Genomic DNA, 15903 nt, shown 5'->3' on the forward strand with positions numbered 1-15903 from the left:
GGCCCCTGCGGGCCACCGGACCGGCCCTGGGCGCGCGCACGCGCACCCGGGGCCTTCTTTCTTTCTCAGCGGTTTACTTCCAGAGCGCGCACTTGCTCTCTGCCTTGGTGGTGAACACCGTGTCGCCCGGCAGCTTCTTGATGAGCTTGTAGTAGTCCCATGGCTTGGTGGATTCGGCGGGCTTCTTCACTTCCATGAGGTACATGTCATGCACGTAGCGGCCATCGGGACGCAGCTGGCCAGACGCGAAGAAGTCGTTCATCTTCATGCCGCGCCAGGCCGTCATGACCTTGTCGGCATCGATGCTCTTGGCTGCTTCCACGGCCTTGAGGTAGTTCATGGTGGCGGAGTAGTCGGCGGCCTGGATCTCGCCGGGCATGCGCTTGGTCTTTTCAAAGAAGCGTGCGGCGAACTTGCGCGTGTCGTCGTTCAGGTCCCAGTACCAGCTGGTGGTGAACTGCAGGCCTTCGGTGTTGCGCAGCCCCAGGCTGTGCACGTCGCTGATGAAGATCAGCAGGCCCGCGAGCTTCATGCTCTTGCCGATGCCGAATTCCTTGGCGGCCTTGATGGCGTTGATGGTGTCGCCACCGGCATTGGCCAGGCCCAGGATCTGCGCCTTGGAGTTCTGCGCCTGCAACAGGAACGACGAGAAGTCCGACGCGTTGAGCGGATGGCGCACGGTGCCCACCACGGTGCCGCCCTTGGCCTTGACCACCGTGCTGGTGTCGGCCTCCAGCGCATGGCCGAATGCATAGTCGGCGGTGAGGAAGTACCACGACTTGCCCCCGGTGTCCACGATGGCCGAACCCGTGCCCTTGGCCAGCGCCACGGTGTCGTAGGCGTAGTGCACCGTGTAGGGGCTGCATTGCTCGTTGGTCAGTGCGGAGGATGCGGCGCCGTTGTTGATGTACACGCGCTTCTTCTCGGCGGCCACCTTGGCGGACGCGAGGGCCGTGCCGGAATTGGTGCCGCCAAACAGCATGGTCAGGCCCTGGGTGTCGATCCACTCGCGCGCCTTGGACGCCGCGATGTCGGCCTTGTTCTGGTGGTCCGCGGTGAGCAGCTCGATGGGCATGCCCAGCACCTTGCCGCCGAAGTCGTCGATGGCCATCTGGATGGCCACGGCCCCGTTCTTGCCCTCCACGTCGGCGTACAGGCTGGACATGTCGGTGATGAAGCCGATCTTGACCTTGTCCTGCGCGTGCGCGGCCGAGGTGGCCAGGCCCGCTGCGCCCAGCATCAATGCCAGCACTTTGAGTTTGTTCTTCATGGATTGTCTCCTGTGGGTGTGGTGGAAGAAAACGGGAAAGAGGTCACCTGGACAGCTCAGACGCCCAGCAGTTCGGTGAGCACGGGCATCTTTGCCTCAAGCTCGGACGCACTGAACTTCTCGACGATGCGGCCGTGCTCCATGACGTAGAAGCGGTCGGCCAGCGGCGCGGCGAAGCGGAAGTTCTGCTCCACCATGACCACCGTGTAGCCCTTTTCGCGCAGCATGGTGATCATGCGGGCCAGCGCCTGCACGATGACAGGCGCCAGGCCTTCGGAAATCTCGTCCAGCAGCAGCAGGTTGGCCCCCGTGCGCAGGATGCGGGCCACGGCCAGCATCTGCTGCTCGCCGCCCGACAGGCGCGTGCCCTGGCTGTTCCTGCGTTCGGCCAGGTTGGGAAACATGGCGTAGATCTCCTGCACCGACATGCCGGGGGTGCCGGTCTTCAGCGCCGGCGGCAGCAGCAGGTTTTCCTCGCACGACAGGCTGGAGAAGATGCCGCGCTCTTCCGGGCAGTAGCCCACGCCCAGGTGGGCGATGCGGTGCGTGGGCATGTGGATCGTCTCGACGCCGTTGATCTTGACGGAGCCCTTGCGCGCGCCGGTCAGCCCCATGATCGCGCGCATGGTGGTGGTGCGGCCCGCGCCGTTGCGCCCCAGCAGCGTGACCACCTCGCCGGGTTGCACGACGATGTCCACGCCATGCAGCACGTGCGACTCGCCGTACCAGGCCTCGAGGTTGCTGATTTCAAGGGCAGGGGTCTTGGATGCGGTGGTCGCCATCTCAATGTGCTCCCTGCAGTTGGCCATCGGTGGTGCCCATGTAGGCTTCCATCACTTGCGGGTTGTTGGACACCTCGGCGTACGGGCCTTCGGCCAGCACGGCGCCGCGCTGCAGCACCGTGATGCGGTCGGCGATGGTGGAGACCACCTTCATGTTGTGTTCCACCATCAGGATGGTGCGGCCGGCCGAGACTTTCTTGATGAGCTGGGTGACGCGGTCCACGTCCTCGTGGCCCATGCCCTGCGTGGGTTCGTCCAGCAGCATGAGTTCGGGCTCCATGGCCAGCGTGGTGGCGATCTCCAGCGCGCGCTTGCGGCCGTACGGCAGGTTCACGGTGACCTCGTCGGCCAGGTCCTCCAGGCCCACCTCGGTCAGCAGCTGCATGGCCCGGTCGTCCAGCTGGTGCAGGGTGCGCTCGCTGCGCCAGAAGTGAAATGAGGTACCCAGCTTGCGCTGCAGGCCCAGGCGCACGTTCTCCATCAGCGTGAGGTGCGGGAACACGGCCGAGATCTGGAACGAGCGGATGACGCCGCGCCGGGCGATCTGCGCGGGCTGCTCACGGGTGATGTCGTGCCCGTTGAAACGGATGGTGCCCGACGTGGGCGTGAGGAATTTTGTCAGCAGGTTGAAGCATGTGGTCTTGCCTGCGCCATTGGGACCGATCAGCGCATGGATGGAACCCCGGCGCACGGCCAGGTTCACATCGCTGACGGCGGTGAAGCCCTTGAACTCTTTGGTCAGGCTGTGGGTTTCAAGAATGACGTCGCTCATTGCGCCTGGGTCGCTCCGTTGGGTGCTGGGGGAAGAAGCCTTGCGGCAAGGACTTCATACGTGCGTTTTTGTCGCAGTGCATCGTATGCCCCCCTACCCTGCGGTAGATACTGGGACTAATGCCTATGTATAAACGCCTATGCCTTCTGGCGCACCAGGCCAGCGCATGCGCGCCGCCTCCGTCCAGGGCGAGGCACCCGCCCTGCCGCCATCGCGCTTTTTGCCGCCCTGGCCGTCTCGGCAGGCCCCATGGCGAGGGTTCTGTCCGGCAGGTGCGGTCCGGCAAGACACTGACTTTTTACTTACAACCTGCAGCGTCGGGGGCCCCGCAGGGCTGCGGATGGGCAGCCCGCCGCCGCCCGGCGCGCTTCTGGCAAACACTCCCGTGGCCTTGGAGATTGCCCCGCCGCGTGCGGGGACCGGGGATGGGAACCTACACTGCATCCATGGCTTCCACCCCTTCCCAACCCGCCCGCGGGGCGCCCCGCTCCCTGACAGGCCTGCTTCCATTTTTGCGGCCGTACCGGGCCCGCATCGCGTTGTCGGTGGTGTTCCTGGTGCTCGCGGCCCTCGCCACCCTGGCGTTTCCACTGGCCTTGCGCAACCTGGTGGACGGCGGCCTTGTCAGCGCGGACAAGGGGGCCCAGACCATGGCGCTGCGCAACCATTTCGAGGCCCTGTTCGCCGTGGCCGTGGCGCTGGGGGTGTTCTCCGCCGCGCGCTTCTACATGGTGAGCTGGCTGGGCGAGCGCGTGACCGCGGACCTGCGCGACGCCGTGTACAGCCATGTGCTGCGCCAAAGCCCCCAGTTTTTTGAAACCACGCAGACCGGGGAAGTGCTGTCGCGCCTGACCACCGACACGACGCTCGTCCAGACCGTGGTCGGTTCGTCCTTGTCCATGGGCCTGCGCAATGCCGTCATGGGCGTGGGCGCGCTGGCCATGCTGGTGTGGACCAATCCCTATGTCATGTCGGTCGTGCTGCTGGCCGTGGTGCTGGTGGTGCTGCCCACCATGTGGATCGGGCGCAGGGTGCGGCGCCTGTCGCGCGACAGCCAGGACCGGGTGGCGGACTCGAGCGCCATCGCGGCGGAAGTGCTCAACGCCGTGCCGGTGGTGCAGAGCTACGCGGCCGAGCCCCGCGAGTCCGCCCGCTTCATGCAGGCCACCGAAAATGCGTTCCAGGTCGCCATCAAGCGCACCCGTGCCCGGGCCCTTCTGGTGGCCTTCATCATCATTGCCAACGCCGCGCTGCTGCTGTGGGGCCTGTACCGCGGCACGGAGGCCGTGCTGGCTGGCAAGATGACCGCCGGCCATCTGGGGCAGACCGTGGTGTACGTGATCCTGCTGGCCGGCGCCGTGGCAGTGCTGGGCGAGGTCTACGGCGACCTGCTGCGCGCCGCGGGCGCCACGGAGCGGCTGATGGAGCTGCTGGGGAGCCGCTCCCCCGTGGCGGACCCGGACGAGCCCCAGGAACTTCCGCTCTCCGAGCGCGGCCTGGAGGTGGAGTTCGAGCAGGTGCAGTTCCACTACCCCTCGCGCCCCGATCAACCCGCCCTGCACGACTTTTCCCTGCGCCTGGCGCCCGGCGAAACGGTGGCGCTGGTGGGCGCCAGCGGCGCGGGCAAGACCACCGTGTTCCAGCTGCTGCAGCGCTTTTACGACGTGGACTCCGATGCCGACGGCGTCCCGCAGGGACGCATCCGCCTCAATGGCGTGGACATCCGCAGGCTGCGGCTCAAGGCCCTGCGCTCGCACACGGGCACCGTGCCACAGGACGCGGTGATTTTCTCGGCCTCCGCGATGGACAACATCCGCTATGGGCGCCCCGACGCGACGGACGAGGAGGTGGTTGCCGCCACACGCGCCGCGTTCGCGCACGACTTCATCACCGCGCTGCCGCAAGGGTATGCCACCTTCCTGGGAGAGCGCGGCGTGCGCCTGTCAGGCGGCCAGCGCCAGCGCATTGCCATCGCCAGGGCCATGCTCAAGAACCCGCCACTGCTGCTGCTGGACGAGGCCACCAGCGCGCTGGACGCCGAGAGCGAGCGCATGGTCCAGGCGGCCCTGGACACCGCCATGCAGCGCCACACAGGCCGCCGCACCACGCTGGTCATTGCCCACCGGCTGGCCACCGTGCAGAACGCGGACCGCATCGTGGTACTGGACCATGGGCGCATCGTCGAGCAGGGCACCCACACGGCCCTGCTGGCGCAAGGCGGCGTCTATGCCCGCTTGGCGGCATTGCAGTTCACGGTGTAGCACCGGCTCCCCGGGGCACGGGCGGAGCTTCACAGGCTTCAGGAGATCGCTACAAATACAATAGCTTATTGCGCTTGCGCATCAAGCGTTTGCGACCAAAATGGTCATAACATATCGGCGGCCAGGCAGCGCCGGGAAGGCTATTGAAGGGTTTCCTTGGCCGCCGCGGGCAATGCCAGGGGCAGGACGGCAATGCCCTCCTCCAGCAACTCCAGGGCCTCGTCGGGGGTGGCATGACCACGAATCGCACGCTCCTGCACCTCGCCATGGTGCATGCGGCGGGCTTCCTGGGCAAAACGCCCTCCCACATCCTCGGTGCTGGCGACGATCTTGCGGGCCAGCTCCAGCCAGGCGGCCTGCAGCGCGGGCGCAAGCACGCCGGCATCGGCCGGCGCCCCTCCGGCTCCGGGCACGGGAGACGGTGTTGTCACGGTGGGCGTGGTGGCGGCTGGATCTCGCGCGCCCAGATTCAAGCGCGGAGCGCTCAGACGCTTTTCAATGTGGGCGTCCGCGCACAGGGGGCATTGCACCAGCCCGCGCTGTTTCTGGCCCTGGAAATCATCCTCCGATCCAAACCAGCCTTCAAAGACATGGCCGAGCCGGCATTGGAGATCAAGCACCTTCATGGCAACACCTGAACGCGCCGGCCGTCACCCGTGGCGGCGCAGCAGGTACCGGTAGACAAAACCTGGAAAGGCCAGCGTGAGAAACAGCGTCCCGGTGATGGCATAGAACTCCCAGCCTTGCGGCGCGATCTGCCCTGCGCGGCGCTCCAGCAAGAGCGCGAGGCCACCGACCAGGACATACAGCAGGAGGAGCTCAGCCAGCCGGCCGACGAGCGGCTTGCGCTGCCCGGCAACGGGCCCCACCACCAGCCAGCGGTGGTTCACAAACGGCAGGTTGGCGGCGATGAAGGCCGCCACGATGACCAGCCAGACGGACCCGGTAACAGACACAGGAACGAACGAGAGCGGCGAGGCGCTCAGGTCGCCAGCGCGCGCACGACAGCGTCCGCGCACAGCGCCATCAGACCGCCGGGCAGAAGGCCCAGCACCAGAAGAAGTGCACCGTTGAGCGTCAGTACCACGCGGACGTCCACGGGCGCCGATACGTTCGAAGCCGTCAGCGGGGCGTCGAAGTACATGACCTTCACCACCCGCAGGTAGTAGAAGGCGCCAATCAGCGACATCATCACGGCGAACACCGCCATCGCGATGTACAGGCCCTGGCCGGAGGCCACCAGCGCCTGCAGCACCGCCAGCTTGGCGTAGAAACCCACCAGCGGGGGAATGCCGGCCATGGAGAACAGGCAGACCGCCATCACGCCCGCATACAGGGGGCTGCGCTGGTTCAGGCCCGCAAAGTCCGAGATTTCTTCGCTCTCGAAGCCCTCGCGCGCCAGCAGCAGGATCACGCCGAACGCGGCCAGCGTGGTGAGCACATAGGTCACCACATAGAACATGGAGGCGCTGTAGGCGTTCTCGACGGCCGTGGCATCCACATTGCCATTCACCACACCCGACATCAGGCCCAGCAGCACGAAGCCCATCTGCGAGATCGTGGAGTAGGCCAGCATGCGCTTGAGGTTGGTCTGCGCGATGGCGGCCAGGTTGCCCACGAGCAGCGAGCCGATGGCCAGCACCGCGAGCATCTGCTGCCAGTCGATGGCCAGGGGCAGCAGTCCGTCCACCAGCAGGCGGATCGTGATCGCGAAGGCTGCCAGCTTGGGCGCGCCACCGATCATGAGCGTGACGGCCGTGGGGGCACCCTGGTACACGTCGGGAATCCACATATGGAACGGCACCACGCCCAGCTTGAAAGCCAGGCCAGCCACCACGAACACCAGGCCGAAGACCAGCACCTGATGGCGGATCTGGCCCGAATTGACCGCCTTGAATACCTGGCCGATGTCGAGCGAACCCGTGGCACCGTAGATCATGGACAGGCCGTACAGCAGGAAACCGCTGGCCATGGCGCCGAGCACGAAGTACTTCATCGCCGCTTCCGTCGCCGTGGCGTTGTCGCGGCGCAAGGCCACCAGGGCGTAGCTCGACAGGGTCAGGAGTTCCAGGCCCAGGTAGATCACGAGGAAGTTGTTGCCCGAGATCATGATGAACATGCCCAGCAGCGCAAACATCGACAGCGTGAACATCTCGCCGCCACGCATCATGCCGCGGTCCGCCGCATAGGGACGGCCGTAGACCAGCGTGATCATCATCGCCACGGTGGCGAAGCACTTGAGCCAGTTGCCCATGGCGTCGCTGACCACCATGTTGCCAAAGCCGTAGAAGGTGTTGCCGCTGCTGGCGTACATGGCCTGCAATGCCGCCACCACGGCCAGCGTGAGCAGGGTCAGCACATAGGTGCCCGTGCGGCGTGCGCTGTGCACGCCCAGATCGACCAGCGCGATCACGCAGGCCATGGTCAATAGCACGATTTCGGGGTAAATCGCGAGCCAGCTGATGTTGTCAATCATCTCGAATCTCTCAGTTCAGTCTGGTCAGTTCAGCTTGGACAGCGCGACATGCTTGAGCAGTTCGGCCACCGAGGTGTCCATCACATCGGTGAAGGGGCGCGGGTACAAGCCCATGGCCAGCACGGCGATGCCCAGCAGTGCAAGCACCAGGAACTCGCGGCTGTCGATATCGGTAAGGCCCTTGACGTTGTCGTTGCCGACAGGTCCCAGGTACACCCGCTTGAACATCCACAGCGTGTAGGCGGCGCCAAAAATCAAGGCCGTGGCGGCTGCTAGGCCGATCCAGAAGTTGGCCTTGACGGCCCCCAGGATCACCATCCATTCGCCGACGAAACCGGCGGTGCCCGGAAGGCCGCAGTTGGCCATGGCGAACAGCAGCGCGAAGGCCGTGAAGTTGGGCATGGTGTTGACCACGCCGCCGTAGGCCGCGATTTCACGCGAGTGCACGCGGTCGTACAGCACGCCGATGGACAGGAACATGGCACCCGAGACGAAGCCGTGTGCAATCATCTGCACCAGGCCGCCGGAGACGCCCAGGTCGTTGAAGATGAAAAAACCCAGGGTCACGAAGCCCATGTGCGCCACCGACGAGTAGGCCACCAGCTTCTTCATGTCCTTCTGGACCATGGCCACCAGGCCCACATAGATCACCGCGATCAGCGACAGCGCGATCATCAGCCACGCCCATTCGCGCGAAGCGTCGGGAGCGATGGGCATCGAAAACCGCAGGAAACCGTAGGCACCGAGCTTGAGCATGATGGCGGCCAGCACGGCCGAGCCGCCGGTGGGGGCTTCCACGTGCACATCGGGCAGCCAGGTATGCACTGGCCACATGGGCACCTTCACGGCGAAGGCCGCGAAGAAGGCGAAGAACAGCAGCGTCTGCGCGCGGCCGCTCAATGGCAGCTGGTGCCACGTCGCGATGTCGAAGCTGCCACCCGACTGGTTGTACAGGAAGATCAGCGCGATCAGCATCAGCAGCGAGCCAAGCAGCGTGTACAGGAAGAACTTGAACGCCGCGTAGATCTTGTTGGGGCCGCCCCAGATCCCGATGATCAGGTACATGGGGATCAGCGTGGCTTCGAAGAACACGTAGAACAGCATGCCGTCCAGCGCCGTGAACACTCCGACCATGAGGCCTGACAGGATCAGGAACGCGCCCATGTACTGGTTCACGCGCTCGGTGATGGATTCCCAGGAAGCCACCACCACGATGACGGTGATGAAAGCCGTCAGCGGCACGAACCAGAACGAAATGCCATCCACGCCCAGGTGGTAGTGGACATTGAAGCGCTCGATCCAGGCGGCCTTCTCGACAAACTGCATCGCCGCCGTGCCCAGCTTGAAGCCATCGTACAGGGGCAAAGTCACCAGGAAGCCGATCACGGCCCCGACCAGCGCCAGCCACCGCACCGCGCGGGCATGCTCATCCCGCCCAATGGCCAGCAGCAGCACACCGAAGGCAATCGGTGTCCAGATTGCAAGACTCAACAGACCCATTTGTTGTTTTCCTTATTTGATGAGCTGCAAGAAAGCATCGCCCCAGACAAACCAGGTCATCAATGCGAAGACACCCAGAATCATCACCAGCGCATAGTGGAAGATGAAGCCCGACTGCATCCAGCGGACGATGCCGGAAACCCCGCGCACCAGCTTCCAGGAGCCATTCACGAGGGCCCCGTCGATGATGGCCTGATCGCCACCCTTCCACAGGCCGACGCCCAGGGCACGCGCGCCGCGGGCCAGGATGTTCTCGTTGATCCAGTCGAGGTAGTACTTGTTCTCCAGCAGCGTGTACAGGGGCTGCACGCGGGCCTTGATGCCGGCCGGCAGCGCGGGGTTGACCATGTACATGTAGTACGAAGCAACCACGCCAGCGAGCGCCAGCCAGAATGGCGCGGTCTGCAGTCCGTGCACCGCCATGGCCACCGGACCGTGGAAAACTTCAGCCAGTTTCGCCATGGCCGGATGCTTGACCGCATCGACAAAGATCACGTTCTTGAAGAAGTCGCCGAACAGCATGGGCTGGATGAACATGAAACCCACCACCACCGACGGAATGGCCAGCAGCACCAGAGGCACGGTCACCACCCAGGGCGATTCGTGGGGCTGGTGATGGTGATCGTCATGGCCATGGTGGTCATCATGGTGCGCATCAGGATTCTGGTCGTAGCGCTCCTTGCCATGGAAAACCAGGAAGTACATGCGGAACGAATAGAACGCCGTGATGAATACACCCGCCAGCACGGCGAAGTGCGCAAAACCGGCCGCGGGCAGATGGCTGAAATGGACCGCCTCGATGATGCTGTCCTTGGAATAGAAGCCCGCGAACAGCGGGGTGCCGATCAGCGCGAGCGAACCCAGCAGCGAAGTGATCCAGGTGATGGGCATGTACTTGCGCACGCCGCCCATCCAGCGGATGTCCTGGTTGTGGTGCATGCCCATGATGACCGAGCCGGCGCCGAGGAACAGCAGCGCCTTGAAGAACGCGTGGGTCATCAGGTGGAACACGGCGACCGAATAGGCCGACGCACCCAGCGCCACGGTCATGTACCCGAGCTGCGACAGCGTGGAGTAGGCCACCACGCGCTTGATGTCGTTCTGGATGATGCCCAGGAAACCCATGAACAGCGCCGTGATGGCCCCGATCACCAGGATGAAGTTCAGGGCGGTATCCGACAGCTCGAACAGGGGCGACATGCGCGCCACCATGAAGATGCCGGCCGTCACCATGGTGGCCGCGTGGATCAGTGCCGAGATGGGGGTCGGGCCTTCCATCGAGTCGGGCAGCCAGACGTGCAGCGGGAACTGGGCGGACTTGCCCATCGCACCGATGAACAGGCAGATGCAGATCACGGTGATCAGCATCCAGTCGGTGCCGGGGAAAGCCAGGCCGCCGAGCTCACCCGACTTGGCAAACACTTCGCCGTAGTTCAGCGTGCCTGCGTAGGCCGCGATGAGGCCGATGCCCAGGATGAAGCCGAAGTCCCCCACGCGGTTGACCAGGAAGGCCTTCATGTTGGCGAAGATCGCGCTGGGCTTGTTGAACCAGAAACCGATCAGCAGGTAGGACACCAGGCCCACGGCTTCCCAGCCGAAGAACAGCTGCAGCAGGTTGTTGCTCATGACCAGCATGAGCATGGAGAACGTGAACAGGGAGATGTACGCGAAGAAGCGGTTGTAGCCGTCGTCCTCTTCCATGTAGCCGATCGTGTAGATGTGCACCATCAGCGACACGAAGGTCACCACCACCATCATCATGGCCGTGAGGCTGTCGATCAGGAAGCCGACTTCCATCTTGAGGCCGCCGACCACCATCCAGGTGTACAGCGTTTCGTTGAAACGGGCGCCATCCAGCGCAACACTCTTGAGCGTCATGGCCGACAGGACGAAGGCCACGAGCACGCCCAGGATGGTCAGGGTGTGGCTCAGGCGGCGGCCAATCCAGTTACCACCAAAGGTCGTACCGAAGATGCCGGCCAGCAAGGCGCCCGCCAGCGGAGCCAGCGGCACGGCCAGGAGCGTTGAAGCAGAGAGGGTTTGACTCATTCTTGAGAACCTTGGGAATACAGGTGGCTCATCAACCCTTGAGGGTGTTGAGGTCTTCCGCGTTGATGCTGGACTTGTTGCGGAACAGCAGCACCAGGATGGCCAGGCCGATCGCCGATTCGGCCGCTGCCACGGTCAGGATGAAGAACACAAACACCTGTCCATGCATGTCGCCCAGGTAGTGGGAGAACGCCACGAAGTTCATGTTGACCGCCAGCAGCATCAACTCGATCGCCATCAGCAGCACAATCAGGTTCTTGCGATTGAGGAAGATGCCGATCACGGCCAGCGCGAACAGCATCGCGCCCAGCGAGAGAAAGTGGCCCAATGTCAGCGTCATGCTTTTTTCTCCTCGGCGACAGCCTCTGCAGGCGCTGGCGCCTCAGCCTTCTGGGTGGCGGCAACCTTGACCACTTCGAGGCGGTCGCTGGCGCGCACGCGGATCTGTACGGACGGATTGATCGCCTTGCTGTCCTTGCGCTGGCGCAGCGTCAGGGCAATGGCGGCAATCATCGCCACCAGCAGGATCACGGCCGCGATTTCCACGGGATAGAGATACTCGGTGTAGAGCAGCTTGCCCAGCGCCTTGGTGTTGGAATACTGGACGACCTGGCCCGCCGCATTCACCGCCGTGGCGACAGCCTTGGGCTCATCCATGCCCCGGAAGCCCCCCATCAGCACCGCGGCCATTTCGAGCGCGATCAGTGCGCCCACCGTGGCGGCCAGGGGAAAGTGCTTCCAGAACCCCTTGCGCACCGTGTCGATGTGGATGTCCAGCATCATCACGACGAAGAGGAAAAGCACCATCACCGCGCCCAGGTACACCAGCACGAGTGCAATGGCCAGGAACTCGGCCTTGAGCAGCAGCCAGACGGCGGCGGCCTGCGAGAACGCGAGGATGAGGTAGAGCACCGCATGCACGGGATTGCGCGCGGTGATCACCCGGAAGGCTGCGAACAGCAGCACGACCGAGAAGAGGTAGAAGAAACCTGTCTTGGCGTCCATGAATCGGGTCTTTATAGAAAGTCTGGCAAAGAGGCTGAACCCAGCACCGCTCAGCGGTACTTGGCGTCCGCAGCCTTGGCTGCCGCGATTTCACCTTCGTACCGGTCGCCCACGGCCAGGAGCATGTCCTTCGTGAAATACAGATCGCCACGCTTTTCGCCGTGGTACTCAAAAATGTGCGTCTCGACGATCGAGTCCACCGGGCAGCTTTCTTCGCAGAAGCCGCAGAAGATGCACTTGGTCAGGTCGATGTCGTAGCGCGTGGTGCGGCGGGAGCCATCGTCGCGCACGTCCGACTCAATGGTGATGGCCATGGCGGGGCACACGGCCTCGCACAGCTTGCAGGCGATGCAGCGCTCTTCGCCATTCTCATAACGGCGCAAGGCGTGCAGGCCACGAAAACGTGGCGACAAGGGGGTCTTCTCTTCTGGGAACTGCACGGTCACCTTGCGGCGAAAGGCGTAGCGCCCCGTGAGGGCCATGCCCTTGAGCAGTTCCACGAGCATGAAGCTCTTGAAGAAATCCTTGAACGAGAAAGGTGCAGCAGCAGCAACAGCAGTCATTTGTGTCCCCGCTTATTTCCAGATATTCCAAGGCGAGAGCAACCACCCGCCGACGATCAGCAGCCACACCAGCGTGACCGGAATGAAGATCTTCCAACCCAGACGCATGATCTGGTCATAACGGAAGCGGGGGAAAGTCGCCCGGATCCAGATGAACATGGACACCACGAGGAATGTCTTGATCCCGAGCCAGATCCAGCCGGGAATGAACGAGAGGAAATCCACCGGAGGCAACCAGCCGCCCAGGAACATGAGGGCGGCCAGGATGGACACCAGCCACATGCTCGCGTATTCCGCCAGGAAGAAGATCGCGAAACCCATGCCGGAGTACTCCACCATGTGGCCCGCCACGATTTCGGCTTCGCCTTCCACCACGTCGAACGGATGGCGGTTCGTCTCAGCCACACCCGAGATCAGGTAGACCAGGAAGATGGGCAGCAATGGCAACCAGTTCCAGGACAGGAAGCCCAGGCCCATGTTGGAGGCCATGCCGCGGGACTGGGACATCACGATCTCGGTGAGGTTCATGCTGCCCGAAACCATGATCACCACCAGGAAGCAAAAACCCATGGCGATTTCATAGCTCACCATCTGCGCGGACGCCCGCAGTGCGCCCAGGAAGGCGTACTTGGAGTTCGATGCCCAGCCGGCAATGATCACGCCGTACACCTCGATGGAGGTAATGGCCATCACCAGCAGCAGGCCGGCGTTGACATTGGCCAATGCCACGTCCGGGCCGAACGGAATCGCCACCCAGGCAGCCAGCGCGGGCATGATCGCCATGACCGGCCCCAGCACGAAGAGCCCTTTGCTGGCGGCAGTAGGCTGAATGATTTCCTTGGTCAGCAGCTTCAAGGCGTCCGCGATGGGTTGCAGCAACCCGAGCGGGCCGACCCGGTTGGGGCCATGGCGCACCTGCATGAAGCCCAGGAGCTTGCGCTCCCACAGCGTGAGATAGGCCACCGCCCCCATCAGGGGCGCCAGAATGCAGACGATCTTGAGCAGGATCCAGAGCACCGGCCAGACCACTCCGGTCCACCAGCCAAAGGAAAGCAGGTTCAGGCCCGCGTTGTAGATCGCGTCGATCATGCTGCCACTCCTTCGCGTGCCAAGCGCGCGTCGGCGGTCAGCTGCAGCGACGTGGAACGGCGCACCAGGCCGTCCAGTTGATAGATCGAGGCCACCACGGGCTCGCCCACCACTGCGGTGGCGACAGGGACAGCAGCGCTCACGGCATTCGACAATTGAGCGGCCGGGACCTGCGCGAAGGTGCCAGCAGGCGCATTCGTGGCGCGGGCCAGCACATCCTGCGACGTCTCGAAATCAAAACCCGGCACGCCCAGCAGATTGGCCAGCACCCGCAGCACCTTCCAGGCCGGACGGGTATCGCCCAGAGGACGCACCACGGCATGGAAACCCTGCAGGCGGCCTTCCGCATTGATGAAGCTGCCCGAGGTTTCCGTGAACGGCGCCACCGGCAGCAGCACATCACTGAATTCCATATTGGCCTTGAACGGGCTCAAGGTCACCACCATCTCCGCCCCTCCCAGGGCCGTGGCGGCCTGCAGGCCGGCTGCAGAGTCATGGACAGGCTCGGTATTGAGCAGCAAGGCCGCCTTCAGTCCACCCGCCAGCATCTGGCCTGCATTCAGGCCTCCGTTCACGGGATGGGCGCCGGCGAATTGCGCACCCACGGTGTTGGCGGCTTCCGTCAGGTAGCCGACGGTTGCTCCGGTTTGTTCACCAATCCAGTTGGCAAGCGCCAGCAGCTGGGTTGCCTGGGCATGGTGCGCTGCGGCATTGCCCAGCAGTACGGCCTTGCGTTCGCCGCCCAGCAATGAGCGGGCGATGACCAGGGAGGCTTCGGTGGGATCACCGGAACCTGCGGGTGCGGCCGTGCCCTTTTCCTGTGCCACGGCAGCGGCGATGGTGCCCAGCGCCTGCAGCCACTGACCGGCGCCTTGCAGCAGGGAGTGCTTCACGGGCATGGCCCAATCGACCAGGGCCGAGTCGACCACGCTGACCTGGCAGCCATGGCGCGCAGCCTGGCGGATGCGCTGCGCGAACAGCGGATGGTCCTTGCGCAGGTTGGAGCCCACCACCAGCACGCGCTGCAGCGTGGACAGCGAGGCGATGGACGTGCCGAGCCAGCGGATGCCTTCGGGCGCCGCGAATTCGGCGTTGCGCAGGCGGTAGTCAATGTTGTCGCTGCCCAGGCCGCGCACCAGGGCGGAGGCCAGGTACAGCTCTTCGAGCGTGCTGTGCGGGCTGACCAGGGCACCGATGGCGCCAGCGCCATGGTCGTTCTTGATGTTCTTCAAGCCGTTGGCCACGTATTCGAGCGCGGTCTGCCAGTCGACGGTCTTCCAGACTCCGCCCTGCTTGAGCATGGGCTGGGTCAGCCGCTCGTCGCTGTTGAGCGATTCGTACGAGAAGCGGTCACGGTCGGCGATCCAGCATTCGTTGACGGCTTCGTTCTCGAACGGAACGACACGCATCACCTTGTGGTTCTTGACCTGCACGATGAGGTTGGCACCGGTGGAGTCGTGCGGGCTGACGGAGCGGCGGCGCGACAGTTCCCAGGTGCGGGCGCTGTAGCGGAACGGCTTGCTCGTGAGCGCGCCCACGGGGCAGATGTCGATCATGTTGCCCGACAGCTCGGAATCCACGGTATCGCCCGCCACGGTGGTGATCTCGGAGTGCTCGCCGCGGTGGATCATGCCGAGTTCCATCACGCCGGCGACTTCCTGGCCGAAGCGCACGCAGCGGGTGCAGTGGATGCAGCGGCTCATCTCCTCCATGGAGATCAGCGGGCCCACATCCTTGTGGAAGACCACGCGCTTTTCTTCCTCGTAGCGCGAGGAGGAACCGCCGTAGCCCACGGCCAGATCCTGCAGCTGGCACTCGCCGCCCTGGTCGCAGATGGGGCAATCCAGCGGGTGGTTGATCAGCAGGAATTCCATGACCGACTGCTGGGCCTTGATGGCCTTGTCGCTCTTGGTGCGCACGATCATGCCCTGCGTGACCGGCGTGGCGCAGGCAGGCATGGGCTTGGGGGCCTTCTCCACGTCCACCAGGCACATGCGGCAATTGGCGGCGATGGAGAGCTTCTTGTGATAGCAGAAATGGGGAATGTAGGTGCCGGCCTTTTCGGCTGCATGCATCACCATGCAGCCTTCGGCGACTTCTACCTTCTGCCCGTCGAGTTCGATTTCAACCATATGC

The 15903-nt window shown here is 64.1% G+C and carries 14 protein-coding genes; 1 reads left to right on the top strand and 13 read right to left on the bottom strand.

The genetic code is table 11. The features are described 5' to 3' along the window. Window positions 1–73: 73 nt before the first annotated feature. From KW843_RS12665 to KW843_RS12675, 3 genes are read right to left on the bottom strand one after another with little or no spacing between them, the layout of a single operon-like run. Window positions 74–1270, bottom strand: coding sequence for an ABC transporter substrate-binding protein (locus KW843_RS12665; protein WP_218295500.1), 1197 nt, complete (start codon window positions 1268–1270; stop codon window positions 74–76). A 56-nt stretch (window positions 1271–1326) separates the two neighbouring features. Beyond that, window positions 1327–2052: an ABC transporter ATP-binding protein gene (locus tag KW843_RS12670; RefSeq protein ID WP_218295501.1), complete on the bottom strand. Its 726-nt coding sequence runs from the start codon at window positions 2050–2052 to the stop codon at window positions 1327–1329. A 1-nt stretch (window position 2053) separates the two neighbouring features. Continuing rightward, window positions 2054–2824 (bottom strand): ABC transporter ATP-binding protein, encoded by a 771-nt coding sequence (locus KW843_RS12675; protein ID WP_218295502.1) that lies wholly within the window; start codon window positions 2822–2824, stop codon window positions 2054–2056. 446 nt (window positions 2825–3270) lie between these two features. Between KW843_RS12675 and KW843_RS12680 the strand changes: the two genes are divergently transcribed. After that, the gene (locus KW843_RS12680; protein ID WP_218295503.1) at window positions 3271–5085 is read left to right on the top strand and encodes an ABC transporter transmembrane domain-containing protein; all 1815 of its coding nucleotides are present in this window, start codon (window positions 3271–3273) and stop codon (window positions 5083–5085) included. Between the two features lie 140 nt (window positions 5086–5225). Here the strand turns inward: KW843_RS12680 and KW843_RS12685 are convergent, their stop codons facing one another. From KW843_RS12685 to nuoG, 10 genes are read right to left on the bottom strand one after another with little or no spacing between them, the layout of a single operon-like run. Then, window positions 5226–5711: a DUF1178 family protein gene (locus KW843_RS12685; RefSeq protein ID WP_218295504.1), complete on the bottom strand. Its 486-nt coding sequence runs from the start codon at window positions 5709–5711 to the stop codon at window positions 5226–5228. A 24-nt stretch (window positions 5712–5735) separates the two neighbouring features. Then, the gene (locus KW843_RS12690; RefSeq protein ID WP_218295505.1) at window positions 5736–6041 is read right to left on the bottom strand and encodes a DUF2818 family protein; all 306 of its coding nucleotides are present in this window, start codon (window positions 6039–6041) and stop codon (window positions 5736–5738) included. Window positions 6042–6067: 26 nt separating this feature from the next. Continuing rightward, window positions 6068–7561, bottom strand: a complete 1494-nt coding sequence (nuoN, locus tag KW843_RS12695) for an NADH-quinone oxidoreductase subunit NuoN (RefSeq protein ID WP_218295506.1) — start codon at window positions 7559–7561, stop codon at window positions 6068–6070. A 24-nt stretch (window positions 7562–7585) separates the two neighbouring features. Next, a complete protein-coding gene (locus KW843_RS12700; RefSeq protein ID WP_218295507.1) occupies window positions 7586–9061 on the bottom strand; it encodes an NADH-quinone oxidoreductase subunit M in 1476 nt (491 codons plus the stop codon). A 12-nt stretch (window positions 9062–9073) separates the two neighbouring features. After that, entirely contained in the window at window positions 9074–11110 is a 2037-nt protein-coding gene (gene nuoL, locus KW843_RS12705) for an NADH-quinone oxidoreductase subunit L (protein ID WP_218295508.1), read from the bottom strand. A gap of 31 nt (window positions 11111–11141) precedes the next feature. Continuing rightward, window positions 11142–11450: an NADH-quinone oxidoreductase subunit NuoK gene (gene nuoK / locus KW843_RS12710; protein ID WP_005793248.1), complete on the bottom strand. Its 309-nt coding sequence runs from the start codon at window positions 11448–11450 to the stop codon at window positions 11142–11144. After that, entirely contained in the window at window positions 11447–12115 is a 669-nt protein-coding gene (locus KW843_RS12715) for an NADH-quinone oxidoreductase subunit J (RefSeq protein ID WP_218295509.1), read from the bottom strand. Before KW843_RS12715 ends, nuoK begins: the two co-directional genes overlap by 4 nt. A gap of 50 nt (window positions 12116–12165) precedes the next feature. Then, window positions 12166–12678, bottom strand: coding sequence for an NADH-quinone oxidoreductase subunit NuoI (gene nuoI, locus KW843_RS12720; RefSeq protein ID WP_218295510.1), 513 nt, complete (start codon window positions 12676–12678; stop codon window positions 12166–12168). Between the two features lie 12 nt (window positions 12679–12690). Beyond that, window positions 12691–13767 carry an NADH-quinone oxidoreductase subunit NuoH gene (gene nuoH, locus KW843_RS12725; RefSeq protein ID WP_218295511.1) on the bottom strand — a complete coding sequence of 359 codons (1077 nt, stop codon included), beginning with the start codon at window positions 13765–13767 and terminating at the stop codon, window positions 12691–12693. Then, window positions 13764–15899 carry an NADH-quinone oxidoreductase subunit NuoG gene (gene nuoG / locus KW843_RS12730; RefSeq protein ID WP_218295512.1) on the bottom strand — a complete coding sequence of 712 codons (2136 nt, stop codon included), beginning with the start codon at window positions 15897–15899 and terminating at the stop codon, window positions 13764–13766. The genes nuoH and nuoG overlap by 4 nt, the downstream gene beginning before the upstream one ends. Between the last annotated feature and the right edge of the window lie 4 nt (window positions 15900–15903).

This window comes from Acidovorax sp. sif1233 (assembly GCF_019218755.1).
Lineage (GTDB): Bacteria > Pseudomonadota > Gammaproteobacteria > Burkholderiales > Burkholderiaceae_C > Acidovorax.

What these genes read in the sequence shown, in the direction of transcription:
- nuoK (WP_005793248.1), bottom strand. Translation starts at nt 11,450, where the DNA reads ATGACGCTGACATTGGGCCACTTTCTCTCGCTGGGCGCGATGCTGTTC.
- nuoH (WP_218295511.1), bottom strand. Translation starts at nt 13,767, where the DNA reads ATGATCGACGCGATCTACAACGCGGGCCTGAACCTGCTTTCCTTTGGC.
- nuoI (WP_218295510.1), bottom strand. Translation starts at nt 12,678, where the DNA reads ATGACTGCTGTTGCTGCTGCTGCACCTTTCTCGTTCAAGGATTTCTTC.
- nuoL (WP_218295508.1), bottom strand. Translation starts at nt 11,110, where the DNA reads ATGAGTCAAACCCTCTCTGCTTCAACGCTCCTGGCCGTGCCGCTGGCT.
- KW843_RS12665 (WP_218295500.1), bottom strand. Translation starts at nt 1,270, where the DNA reads ATGAAGAACAAACTCAAAGTGCTGGCATTGATGCTGGGCGCAGCGGGC.
- KW843_RS12670 (WP_218295501.1), bottom strand. Translation starts at nt 2,052, where the DNA reads ATGGCGACCACCGCATCCAAGACCCCTGCCCTTGAAATCAGCAACCTC.
- KW843_RS12680 (WP_218295503.1), top strand. Translation starts at nt 3,271, where the DNA reads ATGGCTTCCACCCCTTCCCAACCCGCCCGCGGGGCGCCCCGCTCCCTG.
- KW843_RS12685 (WP_218295504.1), bottom strand. Translation starts at nt 5,711, where the DNA reads ATGAAGGTGCTTGATCTCCAATGCCGGCTCGGCCATGTCTTTGAAGGC.
- KW843_RS12700 (WP_218295507.1), bottom strand. Translation starts at nt 9,061, where the DNA reads ATGGGTCTGTTGAGTCTTGCAATCTGGACACCGATTGCCTTCGGTGTG.
- KW843_RS12715 (WP_218295509.1), bottom strand. Translation starts at nt 12,115, where the DNA reads ATGGACGCCAAGACAGGTTTCTTCTACCTCTTCTCGGTCGTGCTGCTG.
- nuoG (WP_218295512.1), bottom strand. Translation starts at nt 15,899, where the DNA reads ATGGTTGAAATCGAACTCGACGGGCAGAAGGTAGAAGTCGCCGAAGGC.
- KW843_RS12675 (WP_218295502.1), bottom strand. Translation starts at nt 2,824, where the DNA reads ATGAGCGACGTCATTCTTGAAACCCACAGCCTGACCAAAGAGTTCAAG.
- nuoN (WP_218295506.1), bottom strand. Translation starts at nt 7,561, where the DNA reads ATGATTGACAACATCAGCTGGCTCGCGATTTACCCCGAAATCGTGCTA.